The sequence below is a fragment of the Niveibacterium sp. COAC-50 genome (genome assembly GCF_013184235.1).
In the GTDB taxonomy this organism is placed as follows: Bacteria; Pseudomonadota; Gammaproteobacteria; order Burkholderiales; family Rhodocyclaceae; genus Niveibacterium; species Niveibacterium microcysteis.
This window is the reverse complement of record NZ_JABCJM010000002.1, coordinates 659,615-673,431: the sequence shown is the minus strand read 5'-3', so window position 1 is coordinate 673,431 and position 13,817 is coordinate 659,615. Positions and strand designations below refer to the sequence as shown.

The window sequence follows — 13,817 nt, the reverse complement described above, 5'->3', positions numbered from 1 at the left end:
CCCCTCACTGCCTACATGTTCCTGCGGTACTGCCCGCCGACCTCGAACAGCGCATTCGTGATCTGCCCCAGCGAGCAGCAGCGCACCGCGTCCATCAGCACTGCGAACACGTTCTCGTCGTGGATCACCGCTTCCTTGAGCCGCACAAGCATCGCTGGCGATTCGTCGGCATGGCGCGCATGAAAGTCCGCGAGGCGTGCGAGCTGCGACTGCTTTTCGTCTTCGGTCGAGCGCGCGAGTTCCAGCTTCTCCAGCACCGCATCGCCATGCGGATTGCGGAAGGTGTTCACGCCGACGATCGGGTAGCTGCCGTCGTGCTTCTTGTGCTCGTAGTAGAGCGACTCTTCCTGGATCTTGCCGCGCTGGTAGCCGGTCTCCATCGCGCCGAGCACGCCGCCGCGCGCCGCGATCGCTTCGAACTCCTTCAGCACCGCCTCCTCGACCAGATCGGTCAGCTCGTCGATCAGGAAGCTGCCTTGGTTGGGGTTCTCGCACTTCGCGACACCCCACTCGCGGTTGATGATCAGTTGGATCGCCATCGCGCGGCGCACGCTGTCTTCGGTCGGCGTGGTGATCGCCTCGTCGAAGGCGTTGGTGTGCAGCGAGTTGCAGTTGTCGTAGATCGCAATCAGCGCCTGCAGCGTGGTGCGGATGTCGTTGAAGTCGATCTCCTGCGCGTGCAGCGAGCGGCCGGAAGTCTGGATGTGGTACTTGAGCTTCTGGCTGCGCTCGTTGGCGCCGTACTTCTCGCGCATCGCCACCGCCCAGATGCGCCGCGCGACGCGCCCCAGCACCGCGTATTCCGGGTCCATGCCGTTGGAAAAGAAGAAGCTCAGGTTCGGCGCGAAGTCGTCGATGTGCATGCCGCGCGCCAGATAGGCTTCGACATAGGTGAAGCCGTTGGCCAGCGTGAAGGCCAGCTGCGAGATCGGGTTCGCGCCGGCCTCGGCGATGTGATACCCGCTGATCGACACCGAGTAGAAGTTGCGCACATCGTGCTCGACGAAGTACTGCTGGATATCGCCCATCACCTTCAGCGAAAACTCGGTCGAGAAGATGCAGGTGTTCTGGCCCTGGTCTTCCTTCAGGATGTCGGCCTGCACCGTGCCGCGCACGGTGGCCAGCGTCCAGGCGCGGATCTTTTCGATCTCGTCCTCGGTCGGCACGCGGTGGTTGTCCGCTTCGAACTTCTCCAGCTGCTGGTCGATCGCCGCGTTCAGGTACATCGCGAGGATCGTCGGCGCCGGCCCGTTGATCGTCATCGACACGCTGGTGTTCGGTGCGCAGAGGTCGAAGCCCGAGTACAGCACCTTCAGATCGTCCAGCGTCGCGATCGACACGCCGGAGTTGCCGACCTTGCCGTAGATGTCCGGCCGCAGATCGGGGTCGTTGCCGTACAGCGTCACCGAGTCGAAGGCAGTCGAAAGCCGCTTTGCCGGCATGCCTTCGGAGAGCAGCTTGAAGCGGCGGTTGGTGCGGAAGGCATCGCCCTCGCCAGCGAACATCCGCGTCGGGTCTTCGTTCTCGCGTTTGAAGGCGAACACGCCGGCGGTGTAAGGGTAGGCGCCGGGCAGGTTCTCGCGCATCAGGAAGCGCAGCAGCTCGCCGTGGTCTTCGTACTTCGGCAGCGACACCTTGCGGATGAAGTTGCCGGAAAGGGTTTCGGATACCAGCCGGGTGCGGATCTCCTTGTCGCGGATCTTCACGACGTACTCGTCGCCAGCATAGGACGCAGCCACCTGCGGCCAGTCGGCGAGCAGCTTCTTCTCGTGCGCGCCGAGCTGCGCCTCGCGCTCGGCGATCAGCTCGTCCAGATCGGCCGCCTTGCCGCAGGCGGCCGCCATCGCTTTCGCTGCGGCCAGCTGCTGGCGTTCGCGCGCGATGCGGCTCTGCGTGGCAACGCGCTTGTGATAGCCGCGCAGCGTGTCGGAAATTTCGGCGAGGTAGCGGCTGCGCTCCGGCGGCAGGATCGGCGTCTGGTGCGTCGAATGCCGCACATGCACTTCCGGCAGGCGGCCCGCTTCGAAGTGCAGGCCCAGCCCCTGCAGCTCGGCGCGTACCGCCTGGTACAGCGCAGTCACGCCGTCGTCGTTGAAGCGGCTCGCCTGCGTGCCGAACACCGGCATCTCGTGCGGGCGCTGGTTGAAGGCCTCGCGGTTGCGCTGCACCTGCTTGGCCACATCGCGCAGCGCATCGGCCGCGCCCTTGCGGTCGAACTTGTTGATCGCGACGAAGTCGGCGAAGTCCAGCATGTCGATCTTCTCGAGCTGGCTCGCAGCACCGAACTCCGGCGTCATCACATACAGCGACTTGTCGACATGCGGCACCACCGCCGCGTCGCCCTGGCCGATGCCGGAGGTCTCGACGATCACCAGATCGAAACCGGCGAGCTTGCAGGCGGCAATCACCTCGGGCAGCGCGGCGGAGATCTCGCTGCCCGTGTCCCGTGTTGCCAGCGAGCGCATGTAGATGTTCGCGTGCTCGATTGCGTTCATGCGGATGCGGTCGCCGAGCAGTGCGCCGCCGGTGCGCTTACGCGAGGGGTCCACCGCGATCACCGCAATCTTCATGCGATCCGCCTGATCGAGGCGGAAGCGGCGGATCAGCTCGTCGGTCAGCGAACTCTTGCCCGAACCACCGGTGCCGGTGATGCCCAGCCGCGGTGTGGTCAGTGCCTCGGCTTCGCGCAGGATCGCCTCGCGCAAAGCCGACGCGGCGGTGCCCGCCTCCAGCGCGGTAATCGTGCGCGCCAGCAGGCGCCGGTCGCCACCGCGCAGGCCGTCGAGCAGCGCCTCGGTATCGGTCGGCAGCTCGCGCGCGATCTCGAAATCCGCCTTCGCCACCACGTCGTTGATCATGCCCTGCAGGCCCAGCGCGGCGCCGTCTTCCGGCGAGTAGATCCGCGTCACGCCGTAGTCCATCAGCTCGCGCGCCTCGGCCGGCACGATCACGCCGCCGCCACCGCCGAACACCTTGATGTGCCCCGCGCCCGCCTCGCGCAGCAGATCGACCATGTACTTGAAGAACTCGACATGCCCGCCCTGGTACGAGGTGATCGCGATGCCCTGCACATCCTCCTGCAGCGCCGCGTTCACAATCTCGCCCACCGAGCGGTTATGGCCCAGGTGGATCACCTCGCAGCCGGTCGCCTGCAACAGCCGCCGCATGATGTTGATCGAGGCGTCGTGGCCGTCGAACAGCGCCGCGGCGGTGACGAAGCGGACGCGGTGCTTCGTCTTGTACGGGGCCAATTGGGTGTGGACGCGCGGGTCGGTCATCGGTGTTCTCCAGTGCCCGCATCGTGAAGAATCGGCGGGCTTCCTGTGAAAGTAGCCGCCTGCACATCGCAGTGCCAGTGCCGGATTGGCCGCCGATCGTGCAAACTCCGCCAATCACTCGTGCGCTGGCACAGGCGCGGCGCAAAAGCAGGTCGGTGGGCGGATTTTTCATACCCGTCCCGACGATCTGCATGGGAACTCCTGAATTTCGATGCACGCCGTTGGATCGATGCACGCTAAGATGGCGTCGATACTGTGCATTAATCTGTACATCAAAGGAGGCAAAAATGGCGATCACCAGCCGCGATGTCACGCCGCTTTCGCACGCCCGTGCCCACTTGTCCGAACTGGCGGACGAGGTCAAAGCCGGCGCCGAGAAGATCATCACCAAGAACGGCGAAAGCTACGTCGCGCTGATCGACGCTGCGCGGCTCGACTACTACCACGCGCTTGAACGCGAACGCATTCACTTGCTGCTGATCGAAGACGCCCGCCGCGGTCTTGAAGACGTTGCCGCCGGCCGCAGCGAAGACGCCGACACCGCCATCGCCCGCCTTCAGGCGCGCCGCAAGGCCACCGGCAAAAATGGCTGATACGCCGTTCCGCGTCGAACTCACGGCGAGCTTTCTCGAACGGCTCGCCAGCATCGAAGCCTTCCTCGCCGAAGCGGGCGCCGACAGCGCCTACGATGCGCTGCTCGAAACCCTGCGCAGCACGGTCATCCCCAATCTGCAGCGCTTTCCGCGTATGGGGCGTGCCTATTTCGATACCCCGCCCCGCTCGGTCGAAGCCCTCAACCAGCTCGCCCGCTTGCCGGCCGGTGCCGCATCCACGCTACGGGTGCTGGTCAACGGCGACTACCTGATTCTGTACGCGGTGGCCGACGCCCAAGCGGCGGTCTACTTGCTCTCGATCCGCCACCACCGGCAGCTCTCCTTCGACTTTGCACGGCTATGGCCCGGCAACGCATGACACCGCGGCCCAGTGCCGCCGGAACCTCACCCTTCGCCCGTTTGCGGCAAGCCCTCGGCGCGTAGGTCGGTATGTCCGCACAAAGTTCAGCCACCGTCGCCCCCGCCTTCGTGCGCGGCATGCTGGCCGGCGCCAGTGCGGCCGGGCTGGATGTTGCGGCGCTGCTGGCGCAAGTCGAGATCGACGCCGCCTGCCTGGCGAATGACGAGCTGCGCGTGCCGCTCGCCCGCTACGCGGCGCTCTACAACCATGTCGCGGCCACGCTCGACGACGAGGCCTTCGGGCTGTTCCCCCAGCCGATGCGGGTGGGTAGTTTTGAATTCCTGTGCCGGGGTGTGCTCAGCGCCCCAACGCTGGGCGAGGCGCTGGCGCGCGCGGTGCGCTTCCTGCGGCTGGTGCTGCCCGATGTGTCGATCACGGTGGTGCGAAGCGGCGAACATGCGCAGCTCACGATCAGCGAGCGCCAGCCCTTTGCGGTGGATCGCGTGTTCAGCTTCGAATGGCTGCTGCGCCTGCTGCACGGGCTGTCGTGTTGGCTGGTGGGGCGCGGCATCGCGCTCGACGCGGTGGACTTCCCCTACCCGCCCCCGGCGCATGTGGCCGACTACAGGCTGATCTACACCGCGCACAGCCGTTTCGCAGCGCCGGGCGATTCACCCGCAGCGCCGCTGGTGGCCCCACTGGTCGCACACTTCGCCGCCAACCTGCTCGATCTGCCCCTGCGGCGCGACGAAGCCGCGCTCGCCCGCTTCCTCGCCGGCGGGCCGGGGCGGCTCACCACGCTCTACCGGCGCGACCGCGAAATGGTTACCCGCGTACGCGACCTGCTGCGCGAAGCCCTGCCCGAACTCCCCACGCTCGAAACCGTGGCCGTCCGCCTGCACCTCTCCCCCCGCACCCTCGCGCGCCGGCTCGAAGCCGAAGCGTCCAGCTTCCGCGCCATCCGCGAAGCCCTGCGCCGCGACCTCGCCCTTGCACGGCTGGGGCACACCGACGTGCCAGTCGCCACACTCGCCGCCGAGCTCGGCTACGCCGAACCGTCGGCCTTCTTCCGGGCGTTTGTCGGCTGGACTGGGCAATCGCCGAGTGCTTGGCGGCGTGTACGTCAGCCTAGTTGATCACGCGCAGTTACAGCGCTTAGCGTGGCGGGAATTCGAGAGGTCGAGTCCACACAGCGCTAAGTGGCAGCGTCTATTCATAGGCCAAGACGGACCTTGAGTCTGGAAGCCGATTCAGACTGCCATAAATTGGTAACCGGCCTTTCGCCGTCTGATCAAAGCGAACGGCAGACAGCTCTTCAACGTGGCTATCTCTTTCTTTGGAACCACTTCTGTCTAAGGTTGCCTAGGTGTTTCAAGCGAGGCGCGCCGTCAGTCTTGAGAGAGCGAGAACCGCGGATCTTTGGCACAATCTAACCTTTGAAGCAACCGAAGTAATGGCAAGTACTCGATGGCCACCGCTGAGCAGATAAAAGCACTTCTCAAGACGCACGCAGAGCGTGACGAGGAGCGTTTTTACGCCGTGGCATTACAGGTCGCCGCGGGTGCAGCGCGCACTGGCCATACGAAGTTGGCTGGGGACATCAAGACCTTGGTCGAACGCGCCCGTAACCGGGCGCCAATGGCGCCCGTAGGCACACCCGTTCCACTGCTAAAGCAGCCCAAGGGTGACCTAAGCGGCATTCTTGAGATTTCGAATCCTGGCACGGGTGCAGGCGAGATTGTCCTGTCCGAAGATGTTTCTGGAAGGCTCAAGCGAGTCATCCTTGAACAACGGCAGAAGGACAAGCTTGAACGGTTTGGACTTCAACCTCGTCGAAAACTCCTTTTTACAGGATCACCGGGCACGGGAAAGACGATGGCTGCGGCGGTGTTGGCTACCGAACTGAAGCTACCTCTTTACACCATCCTCCTCGATGGACTGATCACCCGTTACATGGGGGAGACGGCCTCCAAGCTCAGGCTGATCTTCGATCACATTCAACAAACGCGGGCGGTCTATCTCTTTGACGAGTTCGACGCCATCGGCACTCAACGTGGCGCGTCCAATGATGTCGGCGAAATTCGCCGCGTTTTGAATTCGTTTTTGATGTTCGTCGAACAAGATCGATCAGATAGCGTGATCGTTGCTGCGACAAACCATCCAGAACTGCTTGATCGAGCTCTTCATCGCCGATTTGACGACATCATTAAGTTCGACCGACCGGACGCTGATAGAATTTCTCAGATCATTGAGAATCGCCTAGCTGCCTTCCGCCTGTCGTCGCTAGCCCTCGATTCTCTTGCTCGGCAAGCCGAGGGACTCAGTTGTGCCGAGGTGGTGCTGGCCTGTGATGACGCGGCTAAAGAAGCAGTTCTGCACCACGATTCCATTCTCACAAACGATTTATTGCGGAAGGCGATTGACGACAGGCAAAGTGTGAAATGACACTGAATGCCCGAACGCAAACCGCATCTTCGAATCGACGCCTTTCGCGAGAAGCACGACTACAAGTCGACGCATCAGCCTCGAACTAAAGGGATACCGCTTCTCAATCGCCAAGATCACGGTACGGCACTGCTTGCGCAATATCGCGGCGCCATGCAGGAGGCGATGAACAGGCGAACGCAAGACAAACCGCCCACCGTAACCGAGGAAACGGGGATCTACCTAGAATTGGTAGGGGTATCCGGGCAGAGGCTACCGCTGGCCATGCTCGACACCGCCAAGGACTATCGCCTGCAAAGCATGCACGTCGTCGGCGAAACCCCACATCAAGTTGAGGTCGCCGTTATATTCGTTCCGGATACTCGACGGGCGACTCTTGAAGGAAAGCTGCTGGCCTATCTCGATCCCGGACGCGATACGAAGAAGGGGCATAAGCCTGCCAATCAGCCCCTAATCGACAGTATTGCCGAAATTCGACTGGCCCATCTTCGCTCCTTCTGGACCGATCACCCCAACGAATTCCCGGACGACCCAAACGCCGTTCGTTGGTGGGAGCTCTGGCTAAACAAGCAACCAGGCGTTGATTTACTCGGCGCGGCTAAATCGTTTGCTGAACGCGTCGATGCCAAACTCGGCAACACCGCCATCACGTTTCACGACAGCGCAGTCGTCTTGATTCGTGCCTCTGCAGCGCAATTGGAGCAAGCAACGGAACTCATTTCCTGCCTCGCAGAACTGCGGAGGGCCAAAGAAACACCCTCTGTGATCGTGAATGCGAGGCCCCCGGAACAGCGACAGTGGGTTGAAGACCTCTTGCAGCGCGTCGATGCTCCGTCCGAAACCGACATCTACGTGAGCATCCTCGACACGGGCATTAACTACTCTCATCCCCTGCTGGCAGTTGCGACGGATGAAGGTCTGTCCGCACGCTGGAATGACACGTGGCCACATTTCAGCACCAGCGGCGCGGGCATGCACCACGGTTCAGAGCAGGCCGGTCTTGCGTTGTTTGGCGACCTTCTTCCGGCGCTTCTGGCCGGTGACCACATTTCGCTTCGGCACAGAGTGGAGTCGGGACGCATTCTGCCGCCGCATGGTGTCAACGACCCCGAGCTTTACGGTGCGATTACCGTTAAGACGGCAGAAAAACTCGAGGCGGTGCGCCCTGACTCCAAGCGGATTTACTCTATGGCCGTGACGGCTACTTCTGAGCGCCAGGGTGGGCAACCCAGTTCTTGGTCATCAGCGGTTGATAGCTTTTGTGCTGGCGAGGCAGACGGCAAGAGGCGACTTATGGTCGTTGCAGCCGGAAATAACCGGGAGCTCCTCCCCGCCCCTCACTGCTGGGATCAATCAGCGTATTGCGAGATCGAAGACCCCGCGCAATCCTGGAACGCCTTGACTGTCGGCGCTTATACGGAACTTACGACCAATGATGACGAAGGGTTTGATGGCTGGAGTCCGTTTGCGGACCACGGAGACTTGAGCCCGCGTTCTCGCACTTCGCTGATGTGGCCGTGGCGCAAACAGGCGCCCTTCAAACCGGATGTTGTTGAGGAGGGCGGGAATGTTCTCCTCTCGCCCAGCAAGACTGAAATTTCCGATAGCAATTGTGTGTCGCTACTCACCACGTCTGGTCGATCGGCTGGGCAGTTGTTTGCTGCCACCGGAGCAACCAGCGCCGCTACCGCTCTAGTGTCGCGGGAGTTGGCCCTCTTGCTGGCCGAGCATCCCGCCCTTTGGCCTGAAACCCACCGCGCGCTGTTAGTACATTCGGCCGAGTGGACTGACCGTATGTATCAACGCAAAGGGCAACTGGAGAAGACCCACAGTGAAAAGGTTGCCAACGAGGACATGCTTCGCATATTTGGCCACGGGGTGCCCAATGTCGAACGTGCGCTCTACAGCGCAAACCACGCGCTGACACTTATCGCAGAGAACGAAATCCAGCCATATAAGCGCCCAGATGGGGCCGCGCCGTCTGCGGATGCGACGCTCAACGAGATGCATTTGTTCGAGTTGCCTTGGCCGAGGGCGTCCTTGGAGGCAATTGACCCGGACGTCGAACTGCGCTTGAAAGTGACTCTCTCGTATTTCGTCGAGCCTAACCCGGGCCGTCGGGGTTACCGAGATCGATTTTCTTACCCCTCTCACGGTTTGCGCTTCCAAGTCATCCGGCCCGAGCAGTCGCTGAAAAACTTCCGAGCGGCGGTGAACAAGCTTGCGAGTTACGACGACTACGACGGTCCAGAAGGTGACGGCTCTGGCTGGCGCTTTGGTCCTCAACTGCGTACGAGAGGGTCTCTTCATTCCGACGTTTGGACGGGCCCTGCAGCACAACTCGCTCGAATGAATGCAATTGCCGTTTATCCGGTAAGCGGTTGGTGGAAGTCGCGAAAGAGCGACGGGCGGTGGAACAAAAAGGCGCGTTACAGCCTTGTAGTCAGCATCGAGTCGCCAGATCAATCATTGGATATATATACCGAAGTCAGCAACCAGATTTCCACGGAAATTTCTGTCTGAGCCTTAGCGCATCTCCTTCCGGACGTACCCGGAAAGTTTCTAAAGCAGCCATGCCTTGTTGCATCGGAGAACGACTGCTCAGGCCGGTCAGCAGATCGTCAATTACACATTGTCTGTTGACTATTCCGGAACCAACGGATTAGCTAACTCCATCGGTAATTCCCGCCCAGCATGTGCGAACGCACCGGCCTCGCCTCCGGCTGGCAGCCGCAAATAGGGCAAATGGACGCTCGGCACAAAGCCAAGTCTCTGCGCGAGCCGCCATGAGCCGGTGTTCTGTTTGCGGCAGGACCACACTGGGGTGAGGCCCATTTGCAGGCAGTGGTCGATCAGGGCGATGGCGGCGGTGAGAGCGTGACCCTGGTGGCGGTGGTCGGGGTGGGTTTCGATGCCGATTTCGAGTTGGTCGTCGAACACGAAGGATGCAAACGCGCAGGCGGCGATTTGCGCGCCGGCGATGCTGCAGTAGCCGGCGCCTTCGCGCTGGAACTGTGCGGCATCGCGCCAGAAACGGCGCGGTGCGACGCTGAAGTCGATGCGCTCGAACAGCGCTGCGTCGATCTCGACGACCGGATGCCGGGGGCAGAAGCGGGCGCGTGCCTGGGCATAGCGCGCAGCATCGAAGCGGAAGTTGGTGCGGGTGAAGAGTTGCGGGGCCTCGCCCCCCGGCGTGGCGCTGCTAGGCGTGGGCGGGAGGCCCAGCACGGCGACGAGGGCATCGGCCAGCGGCGGCGGGCTGCACTGCAGCCATTCGTCCTCCGCACGTGCGGGGCGTTCGCGCAGCATGGCTTGCAGGGCTGCCGGGCTGGCCAGCGTGGCGTCGCCAAACAGCAGGGACATGCCGTAGGGGTGGGCGACCCAGACCAACGCGGGTGCGCCGGTGGCGTCGCGATGCACCCACACGCGGCCATCGACCTTGCGTTCGAGCACGCTGCGCGCGAACAGGTGGTTGATGGTCACTTGCCGCAGCATCGGCAGCAGGGCGGCGAACTGCGAGGGCCTCAGCGCTTCCATGGTTCTTCCATTTCGATGTTCCGGGTCATGGGCGCCGAGCGCGGAGGACTTCGCCGATGCGCTGCACGCCGCGTTCGATGGCGGCTTCGTCCACTTGCGCGATCGAGAGGCGGAAGGCCGTGCGGGCGGGCGTGTGGCCGGCCGGGTAGCAGCCAGCGCCGGGCGTGACGCGCACACCGGCGGCGGCGAGCGCGGCGATCAGCTCGGCTTCGTCTGCGTGGGTGCCGGCTTGGCCGCCATCCACTTCAACCCAGCACACATAGCCGCCTTGCGGCATGCTGCAGCGCACGCGCTCGCTCGTCAGCCAGGTGCGGGTGGCGCGGATCAGGCGCTGCATGCGGCGGCGATATTCGGTGTGCAGGCGGCGCAGGTGGCGGTCGAACTCGCCGCTGGCGCACAGCTGCCACAGCGCAGCGGCCGGCAATGCGCTGCCACCCAGATCGGCGGTGCTGCGGGTGGCGGCAAGCGCGGCGATCAGCGTGGGCGATGCGGCGATCCAGCCGACCCGCAGGCCGGGGAACAGCAGCTTCGAGAAGGTGCCGACATGGATGACGAGGCCCTGCCGATCGAGCGCCTTGAGTGGCGGCACCGCGCGGCCGAAGTACTTCATGTCTTCGGCGAAGCCGTCTTCGATGATCGGCAGCGCATGCGCTTCGCACAGGCGCATCAGTTGCTCACGGTGCGCGATGGGGGTGGTGATGCCGGTGGGGTTCTGGAAGTTGGGCATCGTGTAGAGCGCGGTGGGCCGGTGTTGCGCGATCACCGCGGCGAGCGCGGCCAGATCGAGGCCGTCGTCGCGCATCGGCACGCCGATGGGGTTGGCGCCGTGCTGCGCGATCAATGCGTTGGCGCAGGCATAGCCGGGTGCTTCGACCGCCACGTTTGCGCCCGGCGCGAGCAGGGTGCGGAAGACGAGGTCGAGCCCATGCTGGGCGCCGTTGCACAGCATCACCGAATCGGCGGTGACGGGTGCGCCGAGGTGGGCCATGCGCTCGGCGATCCACTGCCGCAGTGGTAAGTGGCCGAGTGGGCTGGGGTAGTCGAGCAGGCCGGCCGTGTCGTCCGCCAGTGCAAGTTTCATCGCGCGCCGCAGCGCGTGCACCGGCGCCAGGCGCGGATCGGGCGCGAGGGGGCGGAAGTCGATGCCATCGCCCACGGCCTGCACCGATCGGGCCGGCGAGGTCGCGCTGCGCACGCGCGATCCCCAATCGAAATGGCCATCGCTGGTGCGGGCGGCATCCGTGGCCGCCGCGCGGGCACGTACCCGGGTGTAGCCGCCGGCGCAACTTTCAACATGGCCCGAGGCCTGCAGTTGCGCGTAGGCGCGGCACACGGTGCTGCGATTCACGCCGAGCCGTTGCGCGAGCAAGCGTGTCGGGCTGAGGGCTTCGCCCGCTGCAAGCGCGCCGGCGTCGATGCGCGCGGCCAGCTGCTGCGCAATCTGCAGGTAGAGCGGCACGGCGCTGGCGCGGTCAAGGTTCAGGAGCAGCATGGTCGGCGGAAGCGGGAGAGTGGGCCCATGCTGACACAGTGCTGGTTGGTGTGAACCACCCAGTTTCGCCGAATTTGATGCAACCAATTCGCCGGTGTCGATGCCGGGCACTGATCGGCCGGCAGGGGCTGGTGTACCGCTCAAGCGATGTCGTATCGGCAAGTGCACCGCGCGCTGGCGACAGGCATATAGTGGGGTTGTGCAGCAACAGGGTCCCTCGCCGTCCGCGCCGCGTGCGTGGCACCTGTGGCGAGCCGGTCGTGAGCAACGCAGCACAAGCGGAAGGAGTCCGTCATGAGCACGCCCATCATTGACCCCGACACCGGGCCGGACAAAGGGCCCGAATCCGAGGAGATCCGCATCGTCGAACGCGCGGACGGGTTCTACTGGCTGGACCCCGGCTCGCTGGAGCAGTTCGGCCCCTTCGCCACCTATGAGGAGGCGCTCGCCAATTCGGACTACGGCGCCAGCGACGACGATGAAGGCACGTCGCTGCGCGAGGCGGAGGATTCGCTGGGGCTCTCGGACTGGGTGGACCCGGACACCGGTTTGCCCGCCGAAGACCATGTGCCGCGTATCTCGGACGACGATTACTGAACGCCCGTGATGACGTGACACGACAGCCCAGCGCGCGTTGCGCTCCGGCGCAGGGCTTGCGCTGAGCGCGCGTGCGCGGACGCCGGCGTAGTCCGGGTGGGCGGGCAGGCGGTGCCGGACGTGGCAGCGCTGATGCAGCGGGTTGCTATTGCAACATGGTTGCAAATACAATTGCGTTCATGAAGGAAACGCAAGACATCTCCCGCCTGCTGCGCGAACGCGGCGCCCGCGTCACGCCGGCGCGCCTGCGTGTGCTCGCGCTGCTGCGCGGCGCCGAGCGCGGGCTCTCGCATCACGACGTTGAAAAAGCACTCGACGACGGCACGCCGGTTGACCGCGTGACGCTCTACCGTGTGCTCGACTGGCTGGTCGAACAAGGTCTCGCCCACAAGACCGCGGACGAGCAACGCGTGTTCCGCTTCTCCGCTGCCAGCACGGGCGGCGAGCCGCATCAGGCGCATGCGCATTTCGTGTGCGACGACTGCGGCAAGGTGTTCTGCCTGGAAGACACGCCGCGCGCCGCGCCACGCCTGCCGGCCGGGTTTGCCAGCACGCAGGTCGAATTCGAGGTGCACGGTCACTGCGCGGCCTGCAACGTGCCGGTGGAGGCCCGCCGATGAGCGCGCACGATTTGCACGGCCACCACGGTCATACCCATCTGCCGCGCAGCACCTGGGACAAGCTGGGCATCTTCGCGTCCGCCGCCTGTCTGGTGCATTGCCTTGCGCTGCCTTTGCTGATTCCGCTGCTGCCGGCGCTGGCACTGGTGCCGCACACCGGCGTGCACGCGCTGCTGCTGGTGCCTATCGTTGGCCTGTCGCTGCTGGCCCTGCTGCCGGGCTATCGGCGCCATCGCTCGCGCTTCGTCGGCGTGGCAGCGCTCGCCGGCATCGCGCTGTGCAGCATCGCCGTGGGTGCCGAGGCGCTGTTCCACATCGAAACCCTGGACGTGCCCTTCACCGTGGCGGGTGGCCTGCTGCTGGTTGGCGCGCATGTGGTGAACCTGCGCCGCATGCGCACGCAGACCTGCCTCAGCGGATGCCCCGCCTGAGCTTGGCGTCATGCGGCTGCAACCTTGTGGCGCTGTAATCGCTTGTTCAACCTGATTCGGGTTCTTCGCCTGCCGTGACCGTGCCGAAGCGCCGGCGACTGCTGCCGGCCCTGTTCCTCCTGTGGGTCTTGCTACTGCTGCCATTGATGCAGCTGGGCGCGTTTGCGCACGGCTACGGGCATGCGGCGCAGGCTACGGAGGCGAGCCGCACGGTGCAGGCGCCACTGGCGCCGGACGCAACGCAGTGCGAGGCCTGCCTCGCCTTCAGCGGCGTCACCGGCGGCATAGCCGGCGCGGCAAGCATCGCCGCGCTGCAGGCACCGGAAGCCGTTTTCGAACTGCCCTGCTTTGCCCCCACGCCGCGCGCCGTCGCGCGGCTGCCCTACGCGTCTCGCGCACCCCCTCACGCCCTCGCCTGAACCCCGCTGACGGCATCCCGCACGGGATCAGCCGTTCCTGTTCA

The 13,817-nt window shown here is 64.3% G+C and carries 12 protein-coding genes; 9 read left to right on the top strand and 3 right to left on the bottom strand.

Annotated elements, in window-relative coordinates:
- Nucleotides 1–11 precede the first annotated feature (11 nt).
- Nucleotides 12–3,278, bottom strand: a complete 3,267-nt coding sequence (gene icmF, locus HH302_RS10580; RefSeq protein ID WP_172202061.1) for a fused isobutyryl-CoA mutase/GTPase IcmF — start codon at nt 3,276–3,278, stop codon at nt 12–14.
- A gap of 287 nt (nt 3,279–3,565) precedes the next feature.
- Here icmF and HH302_RS10575 point away from each other — a divergent pair, with 287 nt between their 5' ends.
- From HH302_RS10575 to HH302_RS10555, 5 genes are all read left to right on the top strand, one after another.
- A complete protein-coding gene (locus tag HH302_RS10575; protein ID WP_172202059.1) occupies nt 3,566–3,871 on the top strand; it encodes a type II toxin-antitoxin system Phd/YefM family antitoxin in 306 nt (101 codons plus the stop codon).
- Complete coding sequence (locus HH302_RS10570) at nt 3,864–4,250, top strand: type II toxin-antitoxin system RelE/ParE family toxin (RefSeq protein WP_172202057.1); 387 nt, start codon at nt 3,864–3,866, stop codon at nt 4,248–4,250. The genes HH302_RS10575 and HH302_RS10570 overlap by 8 nt, the downstream gene beginning before the upstream one ends.
- Nucleotides 4,251–4,321: 71 nt before the next feature.
- A complete protein-coding gene (locus HH302_RS10565) occupies nt 4,322–5,368 on the top strand; it encodes an AraC family transcriptional regulator (RefSeq protein WP_172202054.1) in 1,047 nt (348 codons plus the stop codon).
- Nucleotides 5,369–5,699: 331 nt separating this feature from the next.
- Entirely contained in the window at nt 5,700–6,677 is a 978-nt protein-coding gene (locus tag HH302_RS10560) for an AAA family ATPase (RefSeq protein ID WP_172202052.1), read from the top strand.
- 6 nt (nt 6,678–6,683) lie between these two features.
- Nucleotides 6,684–9,200, top strand: coding sequence for a S8 family peptidase (locus tag HH302_RS10555; RefSeq protein ID WP_172202050.1), 2,517 nt, complete (start codon nt 6,684–6,686; stop codon nt 9,198–9,200).
- Nucleotides 9,201–9,320: 120 nt separating this feature from the next.
- On the opposite strand, the gene HH302_RS10550 is transcribed toward HH302_RS10555, so the two are convergent.
- Together HH302_RS10550 and HH302_RS10545 are read right to left on the bottom strand one after the other, a co-directional pair.
- Entirely contained in the window at nt 9,321–10,214 is an 894-nt protein-coding gene (locus HH302_RS10550; protein WP_172202048.1) for a GNAT family N-acetyltransferase, read from the bottom strand.
- Between the two features lie 25 nt (nt 10,215–10,239).
- On the bottom strand, nt 10,240–11,706 hold the full coding sequence (locus HH302_RS10545) for a PLP-dependent aminotransferase family protein (RefSeq protein ID WP_172202046.1): 1,467 nt from the start codon (nt 11,704–11,706) through the stop codon (nt 10,240–10,242).
- A 294-nt stretch (nt 11,707–12,000) separates the two neighbouring features.
- On the opposite strand from HH302_RS10545, the gene HH302_RS10540 reads away from it, so the two are divergent.
- From HH302_RS10540 to HH302_RS10525, 4 genes are all read left to right on the top strand, one after another.
- Nucleotides 12,001–12,303 (top strand): hypothetical protein, encoded by a 303-nt coding sequence (locus tag HH302_RS10540; RefSeq protein WP_216661863.1) that lies wholly within the window; start codon nt 12,001–12,003, stop codon nt 12,301–12,303.
- A gap of 179 nt (nt 12,304–12,482) precedes the next feature.
- Nucleotides 12,483–12,923: a Fur family transcriptional regulator gene (locus tag HH302_RS10535; RefSeq protein WP_172202044.1), complete on the top strand. Its 441-nt coding sequence runs from the start codon at nt 12,483–12,485 to the stop codon at nt 12,921–12,923.
- Entirely contained in the window at nt 12,920–13,354 is a 435-nt protein-coding gene (locus HH302_RS10530; RefSeq protein ID WP_172202042.1) for a MerC domain-containing protein, read from the top strand. Before HH302_RS10535 ends, HH302_RS10530 begins: the two co-directional genes overlap by 4 nt.
- A 74-nt stretch (nt 13,355–13,428) precedes the next feature.
- Entirely contained in the window at nt 13,429–13,773 is a 345-nt protein-coding gene (locus HH302_RS10525) for a hypothetical protein (RefSeq protein WP_172202040.1), read from the top strand.
- Nucleotides 13,774–13,817 lie beyond the last annotated feature (44 nt).

Coding starts and splice junctions, on each gene's coding strand:
- HH302_RS10570 (WP_172202057.1), top strand. CDS start 3,864: ATGGCTGATACGCCGTTCCGCGTCGAACTCACGGCGAGCTTTCTCGAA.
- HH302_RS10565 (WP_172202054.1), top strand. CDS start 4,322: ATGTCCGCACAAAGTTCAGCCACCGTCGCCCCCGCCTTCGTGCGCGGC.
- HH302_RS10535 (WP_172202044.1), top strand. CDS start 12,483: ATGAAGGAAACGCAAGACATCTCCCGCCTGCTGCGCGAACGCGGCGCC.
- icmF (WP_172202061.1), bottom strand. CDS start 3,278: ATGACCGACCCGCGCGTCCACACCCAATTGGCCCCGTACAAGACGAAG.
- HH302_RS10550 (WP_172202048.1), bottom strand. CDS start 10,214: ATGGAAGCGCTGAGGCCCTCGCAGTTCGCCGCCCTGCTGCCGATGCTG.
- HH302_RS10545 (WP_172202046.1), bottom strand. CDS start 11,706: ATGCTGCTCCTGAACCTTGACCGCGCCAGCGCCGTGCCGCTCTACCTG.
- HH302_RS10555 (WP_172202050.1), top strand. CDS start 6,684: ATGCCCGAACGCAAACCGCATCTTCGAATCGACGCCTTTCGCGAGAAG.
- HH302_RS10560 (WP_172202052.1), top strand. CDS start 5,700: ATGGCCACCGCTGAGCAGATAAAAGCACTTCTCAAGACGCACGCAGAG.
- HH302_RS10530 (WP_172202042.1), top strand. CDS start 12,920: ATGAGCGCGCACGATTTGCACGGCCACCACGGTCATACCCATCTGCCG.
- HH302_RS10540 (WP_216661863.1), top strand. CDS start 12,001: ATGAGCACGCCCATCATTGACCCCGACACCGGGCCGGACAAAGGGCCC.
- HH302_RS10575 (WP_172202059.1), top strand. CDS start 3,566: ATGGCGATCACCAGCCGCGATGTCACGCCGCTTTCGCACGCCCGTGCC.